The 22110-nt window shown below is 68.7% G+C and carries 28 protein-coding genes; 20 read left to right on the plus strand and 8 right to left on the minus strand.

Features of this window, described 5'->3' with window-relative positions:
* Positions 1 to 115: 115 nt before the first annotated feature.
* From IG98_RS0104345 to IG98_RS0104385, 7 genes are all read left to right on the plus strand, one after another.
* On the plus strand, positions 116 to 688 hold the full coding sequence (locus IG98_RS0104345; protein ID WP_157594146.1) for a hypothetical protein: 573 nt from the start codon (positions 116 to 118) through the stop codon (positions 686 to 688).
* Positions 689 to 945: 257 nt separating this feature from the next.
* Positions 946 to 1746 (plus strand): GNAT family N-acetyltransferase, encoded by an 801-nt coding sequence (locus tag IG98_RS0104350; RefSeq protein ID WP_030905762.1) that lies wholly within the window; start codon positions 946 to 948, stop codon positions 1744 to 1746.
* Positions 1747 to 2229: 483 nt separating this feature from the next.
* Entirely contained in the window at positions 2230 to 2886 is a 657-nt protein-coding gene (locus IG98_RS0104365; RefSeq protein WP_051751517.1) for a GNAT family N-acetyltransferase, read from the plus strand.
* Positions 2887 to 3104: 218 nt separating this feature from the next.
* On the plus strand, positions 3105 to 3704 hold the full coding sequence (locus IG98_RS0104370; RefSeq protein ID WP_030905768.1) for a DUF1707 SHOCT-like domain-containing protein: 600 nt from the start codon (positions 3105 to 3107) through the stop codon (positions 3702 to 3704).
* Positions 3705 to 3777: 73 nt separating this feature from the next.
* On the plus strand, positions 3778 to 4782 hold the full coding sequence (gene add, locus IG98_RS0104375; RefSeq protein ID WP_051751519.1) for an adenosine deaminase: 1005 nt from the start codon (positions 3778 to 3780) through the stop codon (positions 4780 to 4782).
* A 154-nt stretch (positions 4783 to 4936) separates the two neighbouring features.
* Positions 4937 to 5296, plus strand: a complete 360-nt coding sequence (locus IG98_RS0104380; protein ID WP_051751521.1) for a DUF2834 domain-containing protein — start codon at positions 4937 to 4939, stop codon at positions 5294 to 5296.
* Complete coding sequence (locus tag IG98_RS0104385; RefSeq protein WP_030905778.1) at positions 5274 to 5462, plus strand: hypothetical protein; 189 nt, start codon at positions 5274 to 5276, stop codon at positions 5460 to 5462. Before IG98_RS0104380 ends, IG98_RS0104385 begins: the two co-directional genes overlap by 23 nt.
* On the opposite strand, the gene IG98_RS0104390 is transcribed toward IG98_RS0104385, so the two are convergent.
* Complete coding sequence (locus IG98_RS0104390; protein WP_030905782.1) at positions 5449 to 6606, minus strand: erythromycin esterase family protein; 1158 nt, start codon at positions 6604 to 6606, stop codon at positions 5449 to 5451. The two genes, IG98_RS0104385 and IG98_RS0104390, sit on opposite strands and share 14 nt — an antisense overlap.
* Positions 6607 to 6697: 91 nt before the next feature.
* Here IG98_RS0104390 and IG98_RS0104395 point away from each other — a divergent pair, with 91 nt between their 5' ends.
* Positions 6698 to 7381, plus strand: coding sequence for a TioE family transcriptional regulator (locus IG98_RS0104395; protein ID WP_030905785.1), 684 nt, complete (start codon positions 6698 to 6700; stop codon positions 7379 to 7381).
* Here the strand turns inward: IG98_RS0104395 and IG98_RS54185 are convergent.
* Positions 7332 to 7619, minus strand: a complete 288-nt coding sequence (locus tag IG98_RS54185) for a VOC family protein (RefSeq protein WP_342666793.1) — start codon at positions 7617 to 7619, stop codon at positions 7332 to 7334. The two genes, IG98_RS0104395 and IG98_RS54185, sit on opposite strands and share 50 nt — an antisense overlap.
* Positions 7620 to 7718: 99 nt before the next feature.
* On the opposite strand from IG98_RS54185, the gene IG98_RS0104400 reads away from it, so the two are divergent.
* Positions 7719 to 9401 carry a ricin-type beta-trefoil lectin domain protein gene (locus tag IG98_RS0104400; protein WP_169750064.1) on the plus strand — a complete coding sequence of 561 codons (1683 nt, stop codon included), beginning with the start codon at positions 7719 to 7721 and terminating at the stop codon, positions 9399 to 9401.
* Positions 9402 to 10868 carry a sigma-70 family RNA polymerase sigma factor gene (locus IG98_RS46555; RefSeq protein ID WP_051751522.1) on the plus strand — a complete coding sequence of 489 codons (1467 nt, stop codon included), beginning with the start codon at positions 9402 to 9404 and terminating at the stop codon, positions 10866 to 10868. It abuts the gene before it with no gap.
* A 63-nt stretch (positions 10869 to 10931) separates the two neighbouring features.
* On the opposite strand, the gene IG98_RS0104410 is transcribed toward IG98_RS46555, so the two are convergent.
* Entirely contained in the window at positions 10932 to 11324 is a 393-nt protein-coding gene (locus IG98_RS0104410; RefSeq protein WP_030905794.1) for a DUF3291 domain-containing protein, read from the minus strand.
* 198 nt (positions 11325 to 11522) lie between these two features.
* Here IG98_RS0104410 and IG98_RS0104415 point away from each other — a divergent pair, with 198 nt between their 5' ends.
* From IG98_RS0104415 to IG98_RS48345, 5 genes are all read left to right on the plus strand, one after another.
* A complete protein-coding gene (locus IG98_RS0104415) occupies positions 11523 to 12029 on the plus strand; it encodes a TetR/AcrR family transcriptional regulator (protein ID WP_281178428.1) in 507 nt (168 codons plus the stop codon).
* 85 nt (positions 12030 to 12114) lie between these two features.
* The gene (locus IG98_RS0104420; RefSeq protein WP_157594148.1) at positions 12115 to 12399 is read left to right on the plus strand and encodes a hypothetical protein; all 285 of its coding nucleotides are present in this window, start codon (positions 12115 to 12117) and stop codon (positions 12397 to 12399) included.
* A 109-nt stretch (positions 12400 to 12508) separates the two neighbouring features.
* The gene (locus tag IG98_RS0104425; RefSeq protein ID WP_030905803.1) at positions 12509 to 12784 is read left to right on the plus strand and encodes a hypothetical protein; all 276 of its coding nucleotides are present in this window, start codon (positions 12509 to 12511) and stop codon (positions 12782 to 12784) included.
* A 52-nt stretch (positions 12785 to 12836) separates the two neighbouring features.
* Positions 12837 to 13253, plus strand: a complete 417-nt coding sequence (locus IG98_RS0104430; protein WP_030905806.1) for a response regulator — start codon at positions 12837 to 12839, stop codon at positions 13251 to 13253.
* A gap of 177 nt (positions 13254 to 13430) precedes the next feature.
* Complete coding sequence (locus IG98_RS48345) at positions 13431 to 13652, plus strand: MFS transporter (RefSeq protein ID WP_030905809.1); 222 nt, start codon at positions 13431 to 13433, stop codon at positions 13650 to 13652.
* Between the two features lie 224 nt (positions 13653 to 13876).
* Here the strand turns inward: IG98_RS48345 and IG98_RS0104440 are convergent, their stop codons facing one another.
* A complete protein-coding gene (locus IG98_RS0104440) occupies positions 13877 to 14848 on the minus strand; it encodes a PLP-dependent cysteine synthase family protein (RefSeq protein WP_211263873.1) in 972 nt (323 codons plus the stop codon).
* 87 nt (positions 14849 to 14935) lie between these two features.
* Between IG98_RS0104440 and IG98_RS0104445 the strand changes: the two genes are divergently transcribed.
* Positions 14936 to 15613: a winged helix-turn-helix transcriptional regulator gene (locus IG98_RS0104445; RefSeq protein WP_063766164.1), complete on the plus strand. Its 678-nt coding sequence runs from the start codon at positions 14936 to 14938 to the stop codon at positions 15611 to 15613.
* 93 nt (positions 15614 to 15706) lie between these two features.
* On the opposite strand, the gene IG98_RS0104450 is transcribed toward IG98_RS0104445, so the two are convergent.
* Positions 15707 to 16246 carry a phosphatase domain-containing protein gene (locus IG98_RS0104450; protein ID WP_084195124.1) on the minus strand — a complete coding sequence of 180 codons (540 nt, stop codon included), beginning with the start codon at positions 16244 to 16246 and terminating at the stop codon, positions 15707 to 15709.
* A gap of 274 nt (positions 16247 to 16520) precedes the next feature.
* A complete protein-coding gene (locus IG98_RS51805) occupies positions 16521 to 16787 on the minus strand; it encodes a hypothetical protein (protein WP_169750065.1) in 267 nt (88 codons plus the stop codon).
* On the opposite strand from IG98_RS51805, the gene IG98_RS0104455 reads away from it, so the two are divergent.
* On the plus strand, positions 16780 to 18177 hold the full coding sequence (locus tag IG98_RS0104455; RefSeq protein ID WP_051751526.1) for an alpha/beta fold hydrolase: 1398 nt from the start codon (positions 16780 to 16782) through the stop codon (positions 18175 to 18177). The genes IG98_RS51805 and IG98_RS0104455 overlap by 8 nt on opposite strands.
* 376 nt (positions 18178 to 18553) lie before the next feature.
* On the opposite strand, the gene IG98_RS0104460 is transcribed toward IG98_RS0104455, so the two are convergent.
* Positions 18554 to 18913, minus strand: a complete 360-nt coding sequence (locus IG98_RS0104460) for a DUF805 domain-containing protein (RefSeq protein ID WP_030905824.1) — start codon at positions 18911 to 18913, stop codon at positions 18554 to 18556.
* Positions 18914 to 19696: 783 nt separating this feature from the next.
* Between IG98_RS0104460 and IG98_RS0104465 the strand changes: the two genes are divergently transcribed.
* From IG98_RS0104465 to IG98_RS0104475, 3 genes are all read left to right on the plus strand, one after another.
* Positions 19697 to 20155, plus strand: a complete 459-nt coding sequence (locus IG98_RS0104465; protein WP_157594150.1) for an ImmA/IrrE family metallo-endopeptidase — start codon at positions 19697 to 19699, stop codon at positions 20153 to 20155.
* A gap of 226 nt (positions 20156 to 20381) precedes the next feature.
* Positions 20382 to 21125, plus strand: coding sequence for a dienelactone hydrolase family protein (locus tag IG98_RS0104470; protein ID WP_030905832.1), 744 nt, complete (start codon positions 20382 to 20384; stop codon positions 21123 to 21125).
* A 14-nt stretch (positions 21126 to 21139) separates the two neighbouring features.
* Entirely contained in the window at positions 21140 to 21412 is a 273-nt protein-coding gene (locus IG98_RS0104475) for a DUF6295 family protein (protein WP_030905835.1), read from the plus strand.
* A gap of 222 nt (positions 21413 to 21634) precedes the next feature.
* Here the strand turns inward: IG98_RS0104475 and IG98_RS0104480 are convergent, their stop codons facing one another.
* Positions 21635 to 22093: an Lrp/AsnC family transcriptional regulator gene (locus IG98_RS0104480; RefSeq protein WP_030905838.1), complete on the minus strand. Its 459-nt coding sequence runs from the start codon at positions 22091 to 22093 to the stop codon at positions 21635 to 21637.
* Between the last annotated feature and the right edge of the window lie 17 nt (positions 22094 to 22110).

Genomic DNA, 22110 nt, shown 5'->3' on the forward strand with positions numbered 1-22110 from the left:
CCGGCCAACGACCGGCTTCACGTAGGCGCCCCCACGCCCCGTCCATCGCGATGATCTTCACTGGCTGCCAGAGAGATCCAACCAGCGCACAAGTGCACCGGATCATCCTCACGCCATGAACACCGCAAGAATCTCCCTCATGACGCTCGCGGCCGGCGTTCTGGCGGGATGTACCTTCACCGTCGAAACGGACCAGGAGAATGGCTCATCGCCCCAGAACCCGCCGAAACCCCCGGGAACCTTCGCGACGCCGTTCCCCACCGCGATCGGGGCACTGGATCTCCAATCGGTGACCCCCGCCGAGGAGCGCTTCAAGCTCCCGGACGGGCCGCATCACAAGATTCTCGGCGCCCAGCTCACCACGTTCTACCAGGACACCCCGCGCCTGAAATCCTTCTACGCCACCGGCGCACAGGCCGAGGTGACCAACCCCAAGGCCGCCGTGGACTGGCTGACCGCCCAGGACCGCGAGAGGGAGAACCCGCAGACGGACTGGGTCTACGTGGGAACCGGTCCGCTCCGCGGTGCGGCCTCCTGCCGGAACACCGACGACGGGACCTACTGCTACTGGGCCGACGCCGACACCGTGGGTTTCCTTGAGATTCCGCGCAGCCTCGCCGGGAAGATCACGGAGAGCTTCGCCATGATCAGGGGCGCACTGGAAGGAGAGCCCGCTAAGAGCCGGTGACCGGCGGGACAGTCGACGGCCACGGTGTCGTAGAACTTCCGCGCGGTGCGCGGGAAGGGTGGTCCGGTCATGGCAGAACACCGCGCCCGACGCGGATCCCCGCCGTACCGATCGTGCCGTCGGCCTGGAGGCCGTCCCCGGGTACCGGTCGAAGCTCTCGGTGAAGGGAACCAGGCAGAACCAAGCCCGTCACCGTCGAGGGCGAGCGGACCCCCGCCGGGCTCCCCATCACCGACGGGCGCCGGTACGGTTTGGCCATGGCTGTGCGGTCGTTGGGATACCGGAGCGATCTGATGTTGCTCAGGCTGCAAGGCAGCGTCGTCGACCGGCGCGACGGTTACCTGGCTGTCCGAACGCCCGCCAACCCGACCTATCACTGGGGAAACTTCATTCTGCTGGACACCCCGCCGGCCCCCGGAACGGTGGCCTCGTGGGTGAGCACCTTCCATCGCGAGTTCCCGGACGCCGGCCACGTCGCCCTCGGTGTCGACGGTGTCACCGGCGACGCCGGTGAGCCGGAAGAGCTGGCGGCGGCGAGCCTCGACGTCGAGCGGAGCACCGTGATGACGGCCGGTGCGGTGCACCCGCCGCCGCGCCCCAACCGTGCCGCTCACTTCCGCGTCCTGAACGGCGACGAGGACTGGTCCGCCGCACTGGCACTGCAGGAGGCCACCAACCTCGGTCCCGACGTCGAGGGATACCGGGTGTTCGCGCAGCGCAATCTGGCGGCCATGCGCCGGCTGCAGGAACGCGGGTGTGGCGCGTGGTTCGGAGCCTTCGTGAACGACCGCATGGTCTCCGGGCTCGGCCTGTTCACCGATGGTTCGGGGCTCGCGCGCTACCAGGCCGTCGACACCCACCCGGCACACCGAAACCAGGGCCTTTCCGGAACCCTCGTGTACACGGCCGGCCGACACGCTCTGGAGCATCTGAACGCGCACACGCTCGTCATGGTGGCCGATCCGAGCTACGTCGCGATCCGCGTGTACCGCTCGGTCGGATTCACCGACGCCGAGACACAGGTCCAACTGGAGCCGTCAACGACTGCTCCGGCCTGAGGGTCCCCGTCGGCTCCAGGCGTGAACCCGTGGCTCACCCTGGTGGCCGTCTGCTTCGGGCTGTTCATGGTCAGCCTTGACAGCAGCGTGGTGGCCATCGCACCCCGTACATCAGCGCCGATCTGAACGCGTCCCTGTAGCAGCTGCAGCGGGTGACCAACTCCTACCTGCTGGCGCTCGGCATGCTCATCCTGGTCTTCGGCATCGTCAAGGGCGAGACCTGGGGCTGGGGCTCCGCCGCCACGCTCGGCTGCCTGGCACTCGGCGTCCTCGTTCTCGCCGGATTCGCTCTCGCAGCCAGGTCCCCGTCGACGCCCCGGCCGCCCACTGACCATCGCGCCATCGCCGGCGGACCTGGAGGGGCACCCGCCATTCGTGGCCGGTGTCCTTTTCCTGTTGCCCCAGGCAGGGTCGGCACAGACTTAATGCGACTTACTTGCAATAAGCTGCCGAGGGCAGGAAGTCATCCCTCAGGAGGACGTCATGAGCGTGATCAATCAGGAACAGCCCGCGGCCACGCCCGACGTGGTCCGGGCCTGGGTCGATGGCTGGGCCGTCTCCCGTTCGGTGCGGCCCCCGGTCGAGGTTGCCGGGGGGTTCCGGCTGGAGGTCGGGCTGCCGGGGCATCGCGTCCGCTACGTGCTCTTCGACGCCCGGCGGGTGGCCGAACTGGCCCCGACGCTGACCGCTCCCGGCACCTGGCTCAAGGTGTCCGCGCCCGCCGAGCGGGTCGCGCCCCTGCTCACCCCGGCCTGGACCGTCGGCGAGCCGGAGTACCTGATGAGCGTGCCCCTGTGCCGGGCCACCGCACTCGCTCCGGACGGCTACACCCTGCACACCGCGACGGACGGCCAGATCACGACCGTACGGATACACGACGCCGACGGAACGACGGCCGCGAGCGGGCAGACGGGGGTGGCCGGCCCGGCAGCCGTGGCCGACAAGATCCTGACCGATCCGGCACACCGCCGCCGGGGCCTGGGCAGCGTCCTGATGACCGCCCTCGGCGACGCCGCCGCCGAGCGGGGCGCCACGACCGGCGTCCTGGTGGCCACCCGGGACGGCCTCGCGCTCTACCGCGCCCTGGGATGGACCCTGCGGGAGACGATCACACCCGCGTACATCCCCGAAAACGGGTAGGCAATACGACTCCCCAGGCTTGGAAACCACACGTGACTCGTGGTCGCGGGAGCATCCGCACGACGAGGGACACCTCGTGAAAGCTCTTCGACATCGTCGGCCATGGCCGGCACGGTCAGATCGCGTGACCCGCGGCTACCGCCTCATCCTCGGTCCACGCGGCTTACGGTGATCGGCAGTGGCCGCGTTTGTACCCACTTCTCCGTATCATCGACTACATGACCGCTGAATACCCGGAATCCTTCCGCCGTGGTGAACTGCGCGTCTCTCATGCCGAGCGCGAAGCGGTGGTGGCACAGCTGAACGAGGCGGCGACCGAGGGCCGTATCGACCTGACCGAGCTCGACGAGAGGCTGGAACGGGCGCTGACCGCCAGAACCTACGCCGATCTGGCACCCCTCACCGCCGACCTGCCGCCCGTGGTCCCGCTGGACTCGGGGCAGCCGCTGGTCCTCAAGGGAGGCCTGCACGGCGCGTCGCGCGTCGGGCGCTGGCAGGTACCCGCGAAAGTGATCGCGTACGGCGGCATGGCCGGTGTCAAGCTCGATTTCACCCAGGCCGACTGCCGGCTGCCCGAGGTCGAGGTGGAGGCACACGGTCAGATGGCCGGGGTCACGATCATCCTCCCTGACGGCTGGGCCGTGGAGACCGGCGGGATGGATCCCGGCCTTGGCGGTCTGAGGGACAGGACCACTCCCGACCGACTGCCGGGCACACCACTGATCCGCCTCGCCGGCACCGGCGGCCCGGCAGGCGTGGTCGTCCGCCATCCCAACACCCTCGAACGCCGCAGGCTGAAACGCGGTCAGGCACGGTGAGCGGCAAAGCTCGGCCTGAGAGAGGCGTTTCCTGATCATTGAAAATGATCAAGAGTCGTCAGCAGGCTCTGACGTGAGAGATCTCCGACTGCTGCCCAAGGCCCACCTGCACGTCCACCTGGAGAGCACGGTACGGCCCGGGACCGTACGGGAGCTGGGCGGTCCGCCGGAGCCCGAGGGCCCGTTCGCGAGCTTCCGCGCCTTCGCCGACCAGCGGTCCAAAGTCCGCGAGTCGCTGCGCACGCCCGAACACTTCCGCCGGATCGCGATGGAGTTCTGCGAGGACGAGGCCGCCCAGGGCACCCGTTACGTCGAGGTGACCTTCACCGCCGCCTCACACGGGGAGCGGGTCAAAGCGTCCGAGATGCCGCTGGAGGCGGTGCTCGACGGGCTGGCCGAAGGCAGCGCCAGGTTCGGGATCCAGAGCCGGGTGCTGCTCGACCACTCCAGGCGGCGTCCGGTGGAGCGGCTGTGGCGGACGTACGAGTTGGCCGTCCGCTACGACGAGGTGATCGGCATAGGGCTGGCGGGCGACGAGAGCCATCCGCTGACGCCCTTCGCCGAGGTGCTCGACGCGGCCAGGGAGGCCGGGCTGCACCTGGTGCACCACGCGGGGGAGACGGCCGGCCCGGCCAGCATCCGCGAGGCGCTGGACGTCGGGCACGCCGAGCGGCTCGGGCACGGCATCCGGGTGCTCGACGACGACGCGCTGGTGACGCGGGTACGCGAGAGCGGAATCCCGCTGGAGGTCTGCCCTACCTCCAACGTCCTGCTCGGGCTCGTTGCCTCGCTGGCCGAACACCCGCTGCCTCGGCTACGCGCGGCCGGGCTGGTGGTCACGGTCAACACCGACGGCGAGACGACGCTGGCCGACGAGTACGCGCGGTTGCGTGAGGTCCACGGATACGGTGACGACCTCATGGCCGAGTTGGCTCGTGCTTCGATCGAGGCGTCGTTCGCCCCTCGGGAGCTCAAGACGGCACTGCTGGCCGAAGTCGACGCCTGGCTGACCACGGCATCGCCTGTGGCGCCAAGTGCCACAGGAGTGTCAGTGGACTCTGCCGCCAAATGTCAGTGATGCTGCCACGACAGCGTCCGCGGATTTCCCGCGAAGGGCGATCATCCCGGCATGTTCGCAGCCCCCACCGACACAATGAGCTCTCCTCATCCTGAGTAGTGGTCCGCATTCGGTGCCTTCGAGGACGAGGATGAACCGCACGTCAGGAGACCCGATGAGCACCCCTCGACAACGCCTCTACCTGCTGCTGCTCGCCATTGGCATCATCGTCCCCTATCGCCACGCCATCGGCTGGCTCGGAGAGCACGGGCTCGACCTGCCGCGCTTCGTCGACGACATGCTCGCCAACGACGTCGCCGCGTTCTTCGCCTGGGACGTCGTCATCGCGGTGGTGGTACTGCTCGCCGCGGCCGTCACCGACCGCGCCCTGCACGTCCGCGATCGCGTGTGGATCGTCATCGGTTCGCTCGCCGGCGCCTCGGTCGGGCTCCCGCTCTACCTGTGGCTGCGGGAACGCCGGCGGCGGCCGGCGGAAGGCGCGCCCCCGGCCGATGGCACGCGGCTCCCGCGCTGAGCTGCACGATCTTCCCGCCGCACTGCTCGCCTCGTACGCCGTCGATCCACCGCGAAGCGGCGGCAGGTCGGTGACCAGCCCGCACAGCGGCGATCGCCTGGCGTTCCCGTGCGCCGCCTTCGGCGAGGGGGCGGGCATGGGACGCGCGCATGTCAGCCCAGCCTGACAGCCTGCTTGAGGAAGACGACGCCGTCGATCATGTCGAGCTGGGCCGGGTCCAGCGGGAAATAGGCGAAATCATGGGAGATGCGCAGGGCGGGCTTCGTGACGGCCTCGGCCAGGCGGCGGGTGTCGATGAGGGAGTGGTCCCACGGGAGCGTGGACAGGATGCCCTCGACGGTGTCCGGGGGCGGGGTGTTGTCGCCGACCGTGCCGAGGGCCACGGCCAGGAAGGCGTACCGGTCGCCCAGGTGCGCTTCGGTGATCGCCCCCGCGCTCCACCACTCCAACTGCTGGTCGCCGAACGACATGAGGCTCTTGTTCCGCTGCAGGTGGAGGTTGTGGGCGAAGACCAGGGCCGGGCCGTGCTCGGCGACGGCACGCAGGTTGGCGGCCATCATCCCGTCCCGTAGGCCCGACAGCCTGGCTATCCGGGCCGGGGACGTGTCGGCCATCCAGTGGTGGTAGCGGAGCAGGCCGACGGCGGTGCGCCCGTACAGTGCCGCCCGCTCCCTGTCCTCCGCGCTCAGCCGCGGCGCCTGCGTGTCGAGCAGTGCCACCAGGTCATCGGCGAGCAGCCGCAGCCGCTGGGCGTCGGCGGACCGGCCGATCGACTGGGACGGGTCCATGACCGTGGCCTCGTTCGTCCACCGGTCGTCCGGGCCGAGCAGCGCGTCGAGGGTTTCCACGGTGCAGGGGAGTGGGCCGTCGAGGAGGGCGTGCAGGGCGGTGAGCGCCTGGCGCGGGCTCTCGGCCCAATACTCCAGTGGCCCGTCGAAGCCGAAGAACCGGAGCTTTTCCTCATGCTCCTCGTTGTACGCCCGCATCCAGCGCACGAGTTCGCGGTTGGCCGGGAGTGCGCCGAAGCGGTGGCTGAAGCCGCGCTCCATGACGTCATCGAGCGTGCCCGCGCCCGTCGTGATGTGGTCGTCGACCACGAGCCCCATGAGGCAGTCGCTCTCGATGGCGAACGACCGGTAGCCCTCGTGCTCGACCAGATGCCGGAAGATCTCGTTGCGCAACTCGCCCAGCTCCCCCACGAAGTGCCTGGCCTCGCCCAGGCCGAGCAGCAGGGGCTTGGCGGGAAGCGACCGCAGGAACGCCGAGACGCCCGCGCCATCGAGTTGCCGGGCCGTGTCCTTGATATCCATGCCTTCAACGGTATCGTTGAACTTTCGGTGTAAACTTTCCCGTGAAAATACCCACTTCCATCGCGATGGACCTTCAATCGGTGATGCATCCATGAGGCCGGTGGACCTGGCGCGCGAGCACGGCCTGTCCACCCAGGCGATCAGGAACTACGAGGACGCCGGCATCCTGCCCGCCGCCGAACGCACCGTCCACGGCTATCGCACCTATACGCCGCCGCACGCGCAGGCCCTGCGCGCGTTCCTCGCCCTCGTGCCCGGACACGGTCACCAGACGGCCACGTCGATCATGCAGGCGGTCAACCGGGGTGCCACCGAGGACGCACTGCGGCTCATCGACGAGAGTCACGGCCAACTCCTCGACGACCGCCGCACCCTCCAGGCCGTCGAAGCCGCGCTCCGCGATCTGGCGCCCGTGCCGCAGGAGCCCGGCGACACGTTCATCGGCCCGCTGGCCAGGAGGCTCGGCATCCGCCCTGCCACCCTGCGCAAATGGGAGAACGCCGGGCTGGTCCGGCCGCGCCGCGATCCGCAGACGGGCTACCGGATCTACAGCGCGGCCGACGTACGGGACGTCCGGCTGGCCCACCAGCTCAGGCGGGGCGGCTACCTGCTGGAGCAGATCGCCCCGTTGATCGCTCAGGTCCGCTCCGCCGGAGGCGTCGCCCCGCTGGAGTCGACCCTGCGCGACTGGCAGGCCCGCCTGTCCGCCCGGGGCCGCGCCATGCTCAAGGGCGCCACCGAGCTGGACGCGTACCTCCGCGCCCGCGAACCCTGAGGCCGGGGCACGTCCACCAATGGAAGGTGGGCCGCTGATCCGCGTATCCGTTACCACCGGCCCCCGGGGCCGGTCCCGCTGTCGGGGGGGTCAACACACAGAACTCGTTGCCATCGGGATCGGCCATCAGCACCCGACTGCCCTCGCGCCGACCGATGTCGATTCGAGTCGCTCCGAGGGAGACCAGACGGTCGACCTCCTCCACGGTGATGGGCCGGGTCAAGGCCTCGAACACCACGGAACCCCGACGAGACCGAAAGAAATTTCCGAAGTCGCGTAATCCAGGCGGGTGGGCGGACTCCTTCCCAGTGAGTGAAAGGAGCTCGGATTGAGCGCAATGAGATCTGCCCTCGTGCTGCCGCTGCTGTTGTCGATGGTGCTGGGCGGGGCGGTCCTGGCGGCGCCGTCGCCCGCCGTGGCAGCGGCCCCGGCGGCCCAGTCGCGGTTCGCCTGCGACGAGGCGGATGCCAAGGACAAGGGCTGGGTGCTGCCGATCTACGTCCACCAGCCCGGTCAGGACGCCTGGGAGTCCGACGGCGCCGCCCTGCTGAACACCATCTGGGAGACCGACCAGACGGTCGACTCAAGCGCGGAGCGGTTCGGGGTCTCCCGGCGGCTCCGGTTCGTGCAGGACGGTGACTGCCGTCCGGTGGTGGCGAAGCTGCCGTTCACCAAGGGGCGCAACCGGGCCGAGATGGGCAAGGCGATGGCGGAGAACCTCGCCTCCCAGCCGGCCCTGGTGCGTACGCTCTGGGAGACCAACCGGGTCAAGCCCTTGTACTTCGTCAGGGACAACGAGATCACGGACTCCTGCACGGGCGGCGGCGCCAACGCCGGGCTGAGCACCGGCAACGTCATCCTCCCGCGCTGGTGCTGGAGCGAGGCCGGGCTCACCCACGAGCTGATCCACAGCTTCGGGCTCTCGCACTGCGACGGGGGCGGCGTGAACGGCAACGACCCGGTCTGCCGGAACATGGGCACCCGGAAGGAGTGCACGAGCGACCCCGCGTCCAACTACCACCTCGACTCGTGCCGGATCGACGACTTCCGCTACTTCGAGCCGACGCCGGTACGGCAGCCGGAGCTGGAGAAGATCAGGAACGTCGCGTTCAGCCCGTACCTGATCCAGGACCAGCCGAGCCCGGTGTGGCGGTTCCGCATCAAGATGGTGGACGGCGGCAGATGCCTCGACGCGAGCGCGGCGCAGGTCGTGCAGCGCGCGTGCACGGACGGCTCCGCGCAGACCTGGCAGCGCAGTATCGACGACGACGGGTACCTCACCATCCGCAACGCGGCGAACGGCCGCTGCCTCACCATGGCGGACACCGTCGTGACCGGCCCGTGCGCGAAGAAGGACAGGTCGCAGCAGTGGCTGCCGGAGGCCGGTCAGGACAAGACCAACTTCGCCGCCCGCGCCGGTGGGAAGCTGTCCGTCAAGGACAACCGTGACGGTGGAGCGGTGGTGCGCGACGGCAAGGGTGAGTTCGTGGCCGAGCTGCTGGGCGGCCTGGCCTCCTCCCCCACCCGGCCGGGCACCCCGGCCCCGACGGCCACGTCGCAGCCGACCGCGACACCGACCTCCGCTCCGGAGCCGGCCGTCACGCCGGCCCCGGTCGAGTCGCCCACCCCCGACCTCGCCGAGACTCCCGCGCAGGGCCGGAAGGTCCAGTTCAAGAGCACGTACGGCACCTGCCTGACCGCGTCCGGCACCAGGGTGCGCCTCGGTACCTGCGGCACCAGGTGGAACGTCGTGACGGTCGGCGAGCACGTGCAGATACGTCGGCAGAACCGCTGCATGGCGCTCGGCAAGGTCGGCGGCGGCAAGCGCTCGGTCGTCCTGGTCAAGTGCGGCAAGGCCGGCAAGGGGCAACGCTGGCTGCTTGAGAAGGCCGGCGGCTCGGTCACCCTGAAGGCCGCGACCACGAAGGCCACCCGGCTCATCGCCCTCACCGCCAAGCCCGCCGGCGTCTACGCCAAGGCCGCATATCAGAAGAATTCCATCAAATTTATAATCAGATAAATGACCAAACCGGAAAGTGAGGACCCGGTCCTGACCCGGTTGGTCAGGGCCGGGGACGAGCGTGCCGTCTCCGAGTTGTACGAGCGGCACTACCCGGCCGTCATCGCTTTCGCCCGCCGCCTGTGCCAGGACCTGCACACCGCCGAGGACCTGGCGAGTGAGGCGTTCGCGCGGACCCTGCGCACCGTCCGGAGCGGCCCGGCCGGCCCGACCGGCGACTGGCGTCCCTACCTGTACGCGGTGGTCCGCAACACGGCGGCGGAGTGGGCGCGCTCCGATCAGCGGTTCGTCCTGACCGACGAGTTCCGCGAGGACGATCTCACGACGGCCGCGCCGGAGCCGTCGGACGATCTCGTGACCCGCGCCTACCGCTCGCTGCCGCCACGCTGGCAGACCGTGCTCTGGCACACCCTGATCGAGAACGAGGAGCCCGAGCGGGTCGCGAAGATCCTTGGCATCACTTCCGGCAACGTCGGCGTGCTGGCCTTCCGCGCCCGCGAGGGGCTGCGCAAGGCGTACCTGGCCGCGCACGTGTCCAGCGCGTCACCCCGCTGCCAGGAGTACGCCGAGCCGCTGGCGGCGATCGTGCGCAAGAGAAGCGGCCGCCTGCCGCGGGCGCTGCGCGCGCACCTGGAATCCTGCGCGAGCTGTGCCCGGGCGCACACGGAGCTGCTCGACCTCAACGCCACACTCCGCGCGGCGCTGCCGATCGCACTGTTCCCGCTCGCCCTGGAAGCGGGAGCGGGGACGCCGGGCACGGCAGGGGCCGGGACGTCGGCCGCCGCGTCGAAGGGGGCCGCGATGCCGGGCTGGGCGATCCCGGTGTCGGGAGCGGCGGCGGTCATCGCCGCCGCCGTGGCCGTGTTCGGCCTGTCCTGGGACCCGGCCCCCTCCCCACCCACGCGGGCCGCCGCTCCCTCGCCGAGCGCGTCACCCACCCCGAAGCCCACCCGTGTGAAGACCCGGGCGCCCACCCGCGTGAAGACCCCGACCGTCCGCGTGACGACGCCGAGACCCGCGTCGCGGTCCCCCCGCAAGCCCACTCCCCAGCCGGGCACCCGGATCGCCTACGCGGGCCGGTGTGTCGGCGCGGCGGGCGGGCTGGTGGCGGCGCTGCCGTGCGCCGATCCGCGTACGGCCTGGCGCATGCGGGGCGGTGCCCAGCGGTTCCAGCTCGTCAACGTCGCCGACGGCCGCTGCCTGGCCGCCGGCGAGCAGTACGACACCGTCGCCTTCAACGGCGGCGGCATGCTCGCTGTCCGGCTCAGGCCCTGCTCCTCCGCCCCGGCCCAGCGCTGGCACCGCCCGGCCTTCAGCGACGGCGTACGCCGGCTGGTGAGCGTCCCCTCCGGCAAGGCGCTGTCCATCGGCAAGGAGTTCGCCGGCAAGCGTCCGCCGACGGCGTTCATCCTCTACGGCCCCTACACCGGCTCGGCCGATCAGCGCGTCACCCTCGTGGACGGCTGACCCGCGAGGGCGTGCGGGGCGGCGACGGAGATGCCGGCAGAGGTCCCGTACACCGCGACCGGATCACGCGCGTTCCTTGGCGATGCGCTCCTGGGCCTCCTCCCAGCCGATGGGCGATCGCCCGGCGGGCGCGTCCCAGAAGACGAATGTGGACTCGTGCATCACGGCACGCTTGCGTCGCATGACCGACCTGTGTGGCTCTGTGCTGGCGTAGGAACGGATGTCCGCCTGCCCCTTCCAGGCGGACAGCGTCCAGAATGTGCGCTTGAACAGCTCGGCCTTCAACGAGACGCCGACCGCGCCCGGCGACTTGAGCGCCTGACGCCACAGCGCGAGCGAGGCCAACAGGAAGCCGGGGACGTGCCGCAGTGAACGCACCTCCAGGCGGGAGGCCATGACGACCATGGTGGAGCCGGTTTCGGGGGTGTTGGTCGCGATCCAGGGGATGGTGGGCATGGGCGTCCTTTCAGATGTCCGCGACGATCGCGGCGCCGGAGACTGCTTGGCGCAGGGCACGAGGGAGCGGCATCATGCCGGACCCCAAATCTTGTCAGTGACAAGTTAGTGTCGCAGCTAAACTAGCCACTGACAAGTTTTGTTCCGGAGGAGGCGAGTGCCATCAGCTACCATCACGGCAATCTGCGCAGGGCCATCATCGACGCGGCCGTCGAGACGATCGGTGAAACGGGCACGGCCACATGGAGCCTCCGCGAACTGGCTCGGCGTGCGGGGGTGTCCCACGCGGCGCCCGCGCACCACTTCGGCGACAAGAGCGGGTTGCTGACGGTGGTCGCGGCCGAGGGCTACACACTGTTCGCCGACGCGCTGGCGGCGGCCGGTGACGACTTGCTGGAGATGGGCTCGGCGTATGTACGCTTCGCCGTTGAACACCGGGGGTACTTCGGGGTGATGTTCAGGCCCGAGCTTTATCACGCCGACGATTCCGAGGTGAGCGCCGCGCGGGAGCGGGCGAACATGGTGCTGGCCAAGGGCGCCACGACCGTGCCCGTCGACGCCTCACGGGCCAGGGATGCCCAGCTCGCCGCCTGGTCGATCGTGCACGGGTTCGCCGCCCTGTGGCTGAGCGGCGCCCTGCCCGCCGACCTGGGCGACGACCCGGTGGCGGCAGCCCGTCCCGTCCTTCGCGTCCTCGTCCGGTGACACCGCTCGACGGCCGGCCCGGCGAGGACCTCCACGACGTCGGCCGGACGGGTGGCCGGGATTATCCGCGGTGAACCTCGTAGGCGTGCGCGGAGTACGAGATGCGGGGCCGGCCGTCGCCATGACCGTGGCGGCGGCGATCACCACGGTGGTCACTCCCGCGGGCCTCCCGATGCCGAACGTGCCGATCAGCGACGAGCCGCCCGTCACCCCTACCGGCATGAACATCCCCGACCCCGACGCCGTGCCCGTCACGACCGTCACCCGCCAGATCGTGACGCCGTCCGAAGCGCTGGACAAGTCCGAGGAGACGGCCGACGACGGCAGGGACTCCAGGTCAATCTCTCCTCCGACGTGCTGTTCGCGGTGAACAGGGCCACGCTCACCCCGAAGGCCAAGGCGGCCCTGGCACGCACCGCGTCACCAACGAGGGCGACCGTGAGGTCTGGTTCAACGAGCTGTATCACGCACAGGACTGGATGTCGTACAAGTACCAGGCCACCGGCAATGTCAGGCCGACCGACACTCAGGCCGGGCGCCGGTATCTGCCCAGCCGCCTTCAGGTTCCCGCCGACAACGGCGGCACCTACCTCTACTGTGCCTGCACCGACGTGTCCGGCGTACGGCTGAGCACCGAGAAGTTCGGACCGGGCCAGATACGGGAGTTCTGGAGCCCGTTCGCGCTGCCGGAGGACGCCGCCACGCTGAACGTCAAGATCGCCGACTTCGGGGAACTGGAGGTGCCCGTCCAGTAGCTTCGACGTCCTTATCCTGACAAAGACAGATTCATCACCGTATGGGAGCCGAGTGATCCGCGTTCTGCTGGCCGAGGACATGACCATGTTGCGCCAGGCACTGACCGCCCTGCTGTCACTGGAGGACGACATCGAGATCGTCGCCGAGGTCGCGGCCGGTGACGTGATCGTGGCCACCGCACTGCGCACCCGTCCCGACGTGGCCGTGATCGACATCGAGCTGCCCGGAATGGACGGGCTCAGTGCGGCGGCCGAGCTGCACGCACGGCTGCCCGAGTGCCGGACCCTGATCCTCACCTGCGTGGGGCAGCCGGGCAACCTGCGGCGGGCGCTGTCCGCGCACGTGGCGGGGTTCATGGTCAAGAACTCCCGGCCGAAGGAACTGGCCGAGGCGATTCGCACGGTCGCCGGGGGCGGCAGGGTGGTGGATCCGCAGCTCGCCTTCGCCGCCAGCGACCTGTCGCGGTAGTCGTCGGCCACCGACCTGACCCGGTCCAGCGCCTCCCGCGCGACCTCGACGATCTCGGCCGGCCGGGTCCGCGCACACTCCGTCCACGACGTCGCCCAGCAGGCGCAGCCGCAGACCCTCGCCCACGCCCACGCCCTGGCCGACTCCCCCGCCGGCCAGCTCGCCTGGATCGGCCAGTTGCCGGCCGAGGTCCCGGACCCGGACCTGATCCTCACCAACGCCACGATCTACGCGCTGGCCTTCGGCGGCCTGCTGCTCGTCGGCGGACGGGCCGGCGACCTGTTCGGCCGCCGCCGGATCTTCCGCCTCGGACTGGTGGTGTTCACCCTGGCCTCACTGCTCGGCGGCCTCGCCACCACCGGAACGCTCCTGATCACCGCCCGCGCCCTGCAGGGCTGACCGCCGTCGCCGACGCGGCCACCGCCGGCCAACCGGCCGGCACCGCGCCGCCCGGCGCGCTCACCCACGGCCATACCTCGGGCATCATCGCCGTCGGGGTCCTCTACCTGGCCGCCGTCCTCGTCGCGGCCCTGACCCTCGACCCGCAGGTCGACCGGCAGGAGGCGAAATCCCGGTAACGGTGCCGCGCCACCTCACCGGTAAGAGGGCGAAGATGGCCTGACTCAGCACTGGCGTCGGTACACGCCGGTGCTGAGATATTTCAGTCCCGAGTCCACCAGCAGGGTGACGACCCTGGCCGCCGGCCCAAGGCGTTGTCCGACCTGGATCGCGGCGAGGACGTTCGCCCCTGACGACGTTCCGGCGAACAAGCCCTCCTCCCGAGCCAGGCGCCTGGCCATCTCCTCCGCCTCGGCGGTGGAGATCGGCACGATCTCGTCCGCCAGGGTCGGATCCCACATGGGCGGCAGGTAACCGATGCCGATGCCTTCGATGCGGTGGGCACCGGGCCTGCCTCCGGACAGCACGGCGGACTCGGCCGGTTCAACCGCGATGACCCGAAGCCCCGGATGGCGGCGCCGGAGAGGGGCCGCCGCCCCGCGCAGCGAGGCCGCCGTACCGATCGACTGAACGAACGCGTCGATCCGCCCGCCTGACTGCTCCCAGATCTCCTCGCCCATCGGGTGATAGCCGACGATACTGTCGGCGTTGTTGAGCTGATCGGTCCAGTAGGTGCCCGGTCGGCGACCGAACTCCCTGGCCTTCTCGATCATGCTCAGGATCAGCGCCCTCGTGATCGAACCCCCCTCACTGGGGATGATGGTGAGTTCCGCGCCGAACGCCGCCATCTGCAGGAGTTTGTCCGCACTGAACGCATCCGAGCTGACGATCCGCAGCCGATATCCCTTCGCCGCGCAGACCAGGGCAAGAGAGGCACCTGTACTGCCCCCCGTGTACTCGGCAACGGTGTCGCCGGGCCTCAGCCGCCCGTCGCCCTCGGCCCCGGCGATCATCGCCTGTGCCATGCGGTCCTTCATGCTGCCTGTCGGGTTCCGGCCTTCGACCTTGACGAAGATCTCCGCACACCCGGGCGGCACGACCCTGCGCAGCCTCACCAGCGGCGTGTTTCCGATCGTCCGCAGTACGTCGCCACTGAGGCCCATGGGGCCGCCGGTCCTTTCGATGCCCTCGCTCATGACCTCGATCGTCGAGCCGACCGTACCGTCACCACCAGTTCAACTTCTGAACCGGCGCCTCCGGTCCCTGGTACGTACCATGCACCGATGAACGGATACGGGCAGTTCTGCGCGGTGGCGCGCGCGCTGGAAATTCTGGGCGAGCGGTGGACACTGCTGATCGTGCGGGAGTTGCTGCTGGGCGCTTCGACCTTCACCGACATCCGCCGTGGCCTGCCTCGCCTCCCGCGAGCGACGCTGTCCGCACGACTACGCGCACTGCGCGCCGCCGGCATCGTCGACGGCGGTTACCAGCTCACCGAGGCGGGCGCCGCGCTGGCTCCGGTGGTGCGGGAACTGGCCCGATGGGCGGTCGCCACCGACAGCGTCGCCCTGACCGAGGACGATCTCGACACCGCCGCGCTGACCTGGGACATGCGACGCCGGGTGGACACCGCCGCCCTGCCCGAACGCACGGTCGTGCTCGCGATCGAGTTCACCGACCGCAGGCCGGCCGACAGCAGATACTGGCTGCACCTGTCCCGGACGAGCGTCGACCTGTGCCGGCAGGACACCGGAGCACCCGTCGACGTCTGGCTCACCGCCCCGACGGCAGCGGCGACCCGGTGGTGGCTCGGTGACCTGTCCTGGGCGCGACTGCTGCGACAGCAAGGAGTACGCGTGCACGGTGACCCGGCCCTGCAGCGCCAGATGCACCACTGGTTCAAACGCTACGTGTTCACTCCGGAAGCCCTCGGCCTGAATCCAGGTGCCGATTTCAGGTGAAACCGTCGGTGCTCAGGCCGACACGCCCAGCAGGTCCATCGGATCTCGTGGGGAAGCCGTTGGCGCTCACGTCCATGCCGACCGCGATGTGGCTCAGTGTGATGTCTCAGGATCAGCATCCTGGTCGCGCGGATTCGAGCGGAGGGACGGTGGGAAGCGCAGTACCCAGCGGCGCTGCCACGGGGTCTCGATGGCCCGGTGGTGGTGATGCTCGCGCGTCCAGGCGACGGCGTCGGCCGGTTCGAGGCCGGCCAGGACGGCGAGGCAGGCGACGACCGTGCCGGTGCGTCCGACGCCGCCCCCGCAGGCGACCTCAACCGCGGTGCCCGCCCGCGCCCGCTCGTGCAACGCGCGAATGTGCCGCACGGCCAGATCGTGATCGCGGGGCAGCAGGAAGTCGGGCCACTGGATCCACTCGTGTGGCCACCGCAGCTTGCTCTCGTGGCGACGGCGGAGCCTGTCGGAGCCTAGATACAGGCCGAAGTCGGGCATCGGCCCCTCCGGCAGCGGATGGCGTAGGCCGCGGCCGCGGATCCAGGAGCCGTCCGGGAGTTGGAGGGCGCCTGCGAGCGGCGACCCGCTCACCGGTCTGCCGACCGGGCCGGCTGTCGCGCTGTCCCCAGGGTCTTGCATCGGGTTCTCCTTGTGTTTTCCACTGCGTCTCTCACTGGTCGGCGCTGCCCAGCCGGTGCCGTGCGCGGTGATTGGCGACATTGAGCCGGTTGCCGCACAAGTCAGGCATACAGGAGATGCGGCCCCCCGCGACCGGTGTCGACGAACACACCGCGGCAGCCCGGAGCGACGCGGGCGCGGAACCGGCCGTGGCCGAGCAATCACGACGACCGGTCGGGGCGCGCTCCCTGTAGGAGATCACCAGGGCACGAATCCCGGTGCATTAGATACCCATTTAGGGGACTACTACTGTTTTTTTCCTGTTTCCGCTTTCGGATATATGGTGATCCGCTACGATCGCACGCTTCAGCAAAAGATCAACTAGAAACTGGAGCATCGTGCGAAGAAAAACCCCCTGGTTTGCCGCCTTACTGGCGATGGCGATGGCTTTACCGGTGTCGACGGCCAGCGCGGACACCGAGGCCATAACGCCGCAAACCATTGCTTGGACGCCTTGTGAAGAGGAGCCCACCGCCGAGTGCGGCACGCTGAGCGTGCCCATCGACTGGTCGAAGCCGGACGGAGCGAAGGTCGACATCGCCGTCGCGCGGCGGAAGGCCACGGATCCGGCCGCGCGGGTCGGTTCGCTGGTGATCAACCCCGGTGGTCCGGGCGGATCGGGGGTGGAGGCCGTGTACGGCGCCCCCTGGTCCTACACCGAGGAACTGCAGCGGCGGTTCGACATCGTCGGGTTCGACCCTCGGGGCGTGGGACGCAGCAACCCGGTGATCTGCTCGGCGTCGGTGTACAACCGGATGCCGCACACCGTCATGAGCAGCCAGGCCGACTTCGACGCCTGGAACGTGTTCACCAAGGAACTGCACGCCGACTGCCGCACTCGTACCGGTCCGCTGTACGACCACGTCGACTCCGTCGACGTCGCCCGCGACATGGACGTGCTGCGCGCCGCCCTGGGTGAGGAGAAGCTCACCTACTACGGCATCTCGTACGGCACGCTGATCGGCCAGATGTACGCCGAGCTGTTCCCCAACCGCGTCCGGGCCCTGGGGCTCGACAGCAACATGGACCACAGCCTCGGCGTCGCGGGCTTCCTGTCCACCGAGGCGATCGCCATCGAGGACGCGTTCGACCAGTTCATCGGCTGGTGCGAGCAGGAGCCCAGCTGCGTCCTGCATGGACGCGACATCCATGCGATCTGGAAGGGCCTGCGAGAGAAGGCGCGGCGCGGTGAGCTGAAGTACCCGAGCACGGGCCAGACGATGACCGAGCTACAGGTCGTCTACAACGCCGCACTGGGCACCGAGGGCCCGGCCTGGGTCATCCTGAGCGAGATCATCAACTGGTTGGACGGTGGACCGGAGCCGTCGTGGGTGCCCCCGCTGTCCGGCCGGCAGCCCGTGGAGGGTGACGTCGCGTATCTGCCGACCGCGGTTCTCTGCCAGGACTACCACCTTCAGGTGCGGAACTACGCGGAGTACGCCGCACTCATGCGCGTCTCCAACCTCCTCGCACCCGACACGCGGTACCACCCGTACCCGATCGACGATCTGCCGATCTGTATGAACTATCCGACCACCAACGCGCCGCATGCGCTGCGGTACACGGGTGACGCCCCGTTGCTGCTCGGAAATTCCCTGCACGACCCGGCTACCCCGTGGATCTGGTCTGCCAACGCGGCCCGTCAGCTCGGGTCCAAGGCTGTGTTGCTCACATACGAGGGCTGGGGGCACCGCATCTACGGCAAGGACAAGTGCCAGACGGACATCTTCGACGAGTACCTGATCTCACTGAAGGTGCCGCCGCACGGCACGCGCTGCGCCGTGGGTACGGGTGAGGAGAGCGTGCTCAGGCAGCAGACGCCGTCGCGGACGTGGCCGACCGGCTCGAACCACTGGGCGGCCGGCCCGGTCGCCGCCTCGCCCGTCCCCTAACGGAGAGCCCTGGGTTCCCTCCAGGTCGTTCACGAGGACTGCGCCTACACGCTCGCCTGCGGTACGTAGGCGAGCGTGACGGCCAGGACGATGAGGAGGGAGCCCATGACCAGGCGTCGGGCGCGGTCGACGACCTGCGCACCGACGTGATCAGATCTCGTTGCACGGGATCGCCATCACGAGATCACATCGATCAGCAGCGCTGATCCCAGCTCAAATAGCGAATGGCGGCTGCCGTATTGGTCGCTACCGTTGTACTGCCACGATATTGCGTTGACGTATTGATCACGTTTTTACGTTGGCAGTCAGCAGGGGCCGGGTGCGACCTCGATGGTTGCGCCCGGCCCCTCGCGTTTCCGAGGATTCGGACCCCGGCTCAGCCCAGCCCTGGGGCGAACTTCGGGTTCGAACCGTATGCGTTGCCGCCCGGCTCACCTTCACTGGCCATGAAGACGAGCAGCACGATGAATCCGATCAAGGGCACGAGGCCGATCAACAGCCACCACCCGGATCGCCCGGTGTCGTGCAGTCGGCGAACAGCCACCGCGAGCCCAGGAATCAGCACCGCAAGCGCGTAAATGGAACTGAGGATGTTGCCCTGCTCGATTACAGCGCCGATCCCCCCCAATACGAGGGAGATAACGATATTAAAAAGAACAAACATCCAGTATTCCGTGCGGCGTGCTCGGCCGCTGAAACCGACATAGTTCTTGAGTACGGCCAAGTACCAGCTCACTGCGTTCCTCTCATAGCCCGCGTATGGTCCTTTTTTATCCTGAATCTTGCGAGAGCTGAACATAGAGTACGAAGGACCGCTGGTCAATAGGCCGGAGGAAGAGCCGTGGCGCTTCAGGTGGATCGGCTTCTGTAGCCCGTCCAAGTAGCTGACGGGTGTGAGCCCTCCGGGGAGATCCGCGAGAGAGTTATGTCCAATTTTGAGTGTTATGTCCGAATAAATACCTTATATGCTGGGCAAACAAGGCAAGTGACCAACTGAGCGACAACGGCCCCGCATGCTCGCGGACACCGATGGATGGCAGGGGACGATCCCAGCAGGAAGAGCGTGGCTCCAAACCAGGTTGAACCGGTACCGCGATTGCTTCGCGTCGAAGTGGTCAAGGGTTCGGACTCGTTCGCGCGTGATGGGTGCCGGTGAAGACTTAATGGAGAGTCCCTGCTACGACAGCCGCCATTCGCCGGCCGAGCTGGGTGTATTGGGCGGTCAGGCGGGCACGGCGATCTGCTTCCGCCGTCTTGACGGATGCTGACGATCGGTCGACTCTCAGCATCCCGCGTCGTCGAGATGAATGCGGTACCAGCCCTGCGTCCATGCATCTCCGCTGCACATCAGATCGTGTGGCGAGCTCCGGAGTAACCGTTCCAGAACAGATCACGAGGATCGCCTGAGCGTTCGCCGTGTACGCCATAAACCTCCTGATTCGACAGCCTGGGTCTTCGTCGTGCGCTGCCTCGGCTGCTACAGCTGACCTCTCAGCCTCCTGAACTCATAGTGCCGATAATGCGGGACATCTGCGCGCAGCACGGGGTGGCGGTGGTCTTTGTCGGAGAGATCACCGGTGCGCGCGCAAGCGGGGCCACCAGGTGGATCTCCACTGACAAGGCCATGCTCCTGCTCAGCCTCCGCTACAAGACCGACGACCATCTCTGGTTCACCTTTTTCCACGAGATCGGGCACATTCTATTGCACGGGAAGAGTGACACCTGGATCGAGAACAACATTCCCGATGATGACCCGAAGGAAGAGGAGGCTGATCAATTTTCCTGCGACCTGCTGATTCCAAAGAAGCATCTTGCAAAGCTTCGTTCTCTGAAGTCTCTCGGGTCAGTTCGTACATTCGCCAGCGACATAGGCGTGTCCCCGGGGATCGTTGTCGGCCGTCTTCAACATGACGGCCTCTGGCCTGCCAGGCAAGGAAACGGCCTCAAGCAGGAAGTCGAGCTGGAAAGCGATTTTTAAGTCACGTGTGCACCTTGTGGCAGGACGTCTTCTTATCCACCTGACCTCGTCATCGGCTCCCTGCGGCGGCGGGCGGAGAGCCCCGGAGGCGGCCGCGGTGAACACGGCCGACGGGATGGCTCGACCACGCGAGACCGCCGGGCAAGATCGTAGACAGGAGCGAGGCAGTGGCACCCGACGGATCCGGCTCCGCGTCCGTTCCGGTGGAGCATGAGGAGGCAACGACATGAACGATGCGATGTGGGCCGGGACGGTCACGATCGCCGGACACGAGCAGTCCGAGTTGGAGGCGTACCTGGCCCGGCCGCTCGGCGAAGAGCCGCGCGGCGGTGTGGTGGTGATCCACCACCTGCCCGGGTACGACGACGCGACCAAGGAGATCGTCCGCAGGTTCGCGGCACGCGGGTACGCGGCGATCTGCCCGAACCTGTACTCCCGCGAGGGCGCCGGGGTCAGCCCCGACGACCAGGCCGCCGCCGTACGGGCCAAGGGCGGGGTCCCGGACGAGCAGCTGGTCGGGGACGTCGCCGGGGCCGCGGCGCACCTCAACTTCCTCGACCACGCCAACGGCAGGATCGGTGTGATCGGATTCTGCTCGGGCGGGCGGCAGACGTTCCTGGTGGCCTGCTCACTCCAGATCGACGCGGCGGTGGACTGCTACGGCGCCTTCGTGGTGAACACCCCGCCCGCGGAGTTCCCGCTCCAGCACAAGCCACTGATCTCCAAGGCCGCCGACCTGTCCTGCCCACTGCTGGGGTTGTTCGGCGCCGAGGACAAATACCCGGGCCCTGAGGAGGTCGCGGTGCTGGACGCCGAGTTGGAGAGGCTGGGCAAGGAGCACGAGTTCCACTCCTTCGAGGGCGCGGGGCACGCCTTCTTCGCCACCGACCGGCCCGCGTACCGGCCCGCCGCCGCGGTGGAGGGCTGGAAGAAGATCTTCAATTTCTACGGCCGTCACCTCAGCGCCTGACCGGAGCAATCAGCATGTGCACCTATCTCACCGAGAAGATCGAACTCGACGGCGCGGGCAAGGGCGGCAACGGCTGGTTCACGCTCAGCCAGGGCGCGGTCTACGTCGACCACCCCTACCATGCCTGTCACGAGCACACGGTGAACATCGACTTCACCAACCCGGCCGAGGGCCCCTCGGCTCGGGTCGCGGTCGAGCTCACCGAGGAGTCCGCGCTGGCGCTGATCGACGCCATCCAGAAGGCCCTGGCCGCGGCGCCTCCGGGACTCGCCTCCGGCCGCCGCTGAAGCGTGTCTCGCGGGTCCTGCCGCGGCCGGGATCGGTCAGGGCCCGATCCGCCCGACCCGGTACGTCACGTGGCCGGCCTCCGTGGTGTGGGCACTGCTCGTGCGCCCCAACACCGTCCGCTACCGCCTCGACGACCCCGACGAAAGGGTGGTGTTGGACCTGCAACCGCGTCTGCGGAGCCGTGCACCGGCCGGTGACCTGGGGAAAGACGACCGCGCGGGTCAGGACGGTCGCTCGACCCGGCGCCAGGAGTCCAGCACCATGAGGGTCTTGGTGCCGATGACGTTCTCGTCGCGGCGGATCTGGTCGAGCAGCCGGTGCAGGTGCTGGAGGCTGTCGACCCGGAAGTGCACCAGGGCGTCGGGGTCGCCGGCCACCGTGAACACCTCGGTGACCCCGGGGATACGGCTGGCCGAGGCGGCGATCGACTCGACGTCCGTGTTGCCGCTGAAGCGGACCTCCGCGAAGGCCTCGATGGTGTCGCCGAGCAGACCCTCGTCGACCAGTGTGGTGTAGCCGGCGATGACACCGAGCCGCTCCAGCCGTTCGATCCGCCGCTTGACCGGGCTCGGCGAGAGCCGTACCCGGGTGGCGATGTCGCGCACGCTCCGGCGCCCGTTCTCGACGAGCAGGTCCAGGATCCGGCGGTCGATCGAGTCCAGTTCGGCGTTCGGAGGCATGGGTGGATGGTAGCGCC

The sequence above is a fragment of the Streptosporangium amethystogenes genome (genome assembly GCF_000721075.1).
GTDB lineage: Bacteria > Actinomycetota > Actinomycetes > Streptosporangiales > Streptosporangiaceae > Streptosporangium > Streptosporangium amethystogenes.

Coding starts and splice junctions, on each gene's coding strand:
- IG98_RS0104440 (WP_211263873.1), bottom strand. CDS start 14,848: ATGAGCGAGGGCATCGAAAGGACCGGCGGCCCCATGGGCCTCAGTGGC.
- IG98_RS0104470 (WP_030905832.1), top strand. CDS start 20,382: ATGAACGATGCGATGTGGGCCGGGACGGTCACGATCGCCGGACACGAG.
- IG98_RS0104370 (WP_030905768.1), top strand. CDS start 3,105: ATGACCGCTGAATACCCGGAATCCTTCCGCCGTGGTGAACTGCGCGTC.
- IG98_RS0104395 (WP_030905785.1), top strand. CDS start 6,698: ATGAGGCCGGTGGACCTGGCGCGCGAGCACGGCCTGTCCACCCAGGCG.
- IG98_RS0104425 (WP_030905803.1), top strand. CDS start 12,509: ATGTCGTACAAGTACCAGGCCACCGGCAATGTCAGGCCGACCGACACT.
- IG98_RS0104380 (WP_051751521.1), top strand. CDS start 4,937: ATGAGCACCCCTCGACAACGCCTCTACCTGCTGCTGCTCGCCATTGGC.
- IG98_RS0104465 (WP_157594150.1), top strand. CDS start 19,697: ATGCGGGACATCTGCGCGCAGCACGGGGTGGCGGTGGTCTTTGTCGGA.
- IG98_RS0104385 (WP_030905778.1), top strand. CDS start 5,274: ATGGCACGCGGCTCCCGCGCTGAGCTGCACGATCTTCCCGCCGCACTG.
- IG98_RS0104350 (WP_030905762.1), top strand. CDS start 946: ATGGCTGTGCGGTCGTTGGGATACCGGAGCGATCTGATGTTGCTCAGG.
- IG98_RS46555 (WP_051751522.1), top strand. CDS start 9,402: ATGACCAAACCGGAAAGTGAGGACCCGGTCCTGACCCGGTTGGTCAGG.
- IG98_RS0104390 (WP_030905782.1), bottom strand. CDS start 6,606: ATGGATATCAAGGACACGGCCCGGCAACTCGATGGCGCGGGCGTCTCG.
- IG98_RS0104445 (WP_063766164.1), top strand. CDS start 14,936: ATGAACGGATACGGGCAGTTCTGCGCGGTGGCGCGCGCGCTGGAAATT.
- IG98_RS0104400 (WP_169750064.1), top strand. CDS start 7,719: ATGAGATCTGCCCTCGTGCTGCCGCTGCTGTTGTCGATGGTGCTGGGC.
- IG98_RS0104475 (WP_030905835.1), top strand. CDS start 21,140: ATGTGCACCTATCTCACCGAGAAGATCGAACTCGACGGCGCGGGCAAG.
- IG98_RS0104480 (WP_030905838.1), bottom strand. CDS start 22,093: ATGCCTCCGAACGCCGAACTGGACTCGATCGACCGCCGGATCCTGGAC.
- IG98_RS0104410 (WP_030905794.1), bottom strand. CDS start 11,324: ATGCCCACCATCCCCTGGATCGCGACCAACACCCCCGAAACCGGCTCC.
- IG98_RS0104365 (WP_051751517.1), top strand. CDS start 2,230: ATGAGCGTGATCAATCAGGAACAGCCCGCGGCCACGCCCGACGTGGTC.
- IG98_RS51805 (WP_169750065.1), bottom strand. CDS start 16,787: ATGGGCACGCTCAGCGTGCCGCACTCGGCGGTGGGCTCCTCTTCACAA.
- IG98_RS0104450 (WP_084195124.1), bottom strand. CDS start 16,246: ATGCAAGACCCTGGGGACAGCGCGACAGCCGGCCCGGTCGGCAGACCG.
- IG98_RS0104345 (WP_157594146.1), top strand. CDS start 116: ATGAACACCGCAAGAATCTCCCTCATGACGCTCGCGGCCGGCGTTCTG.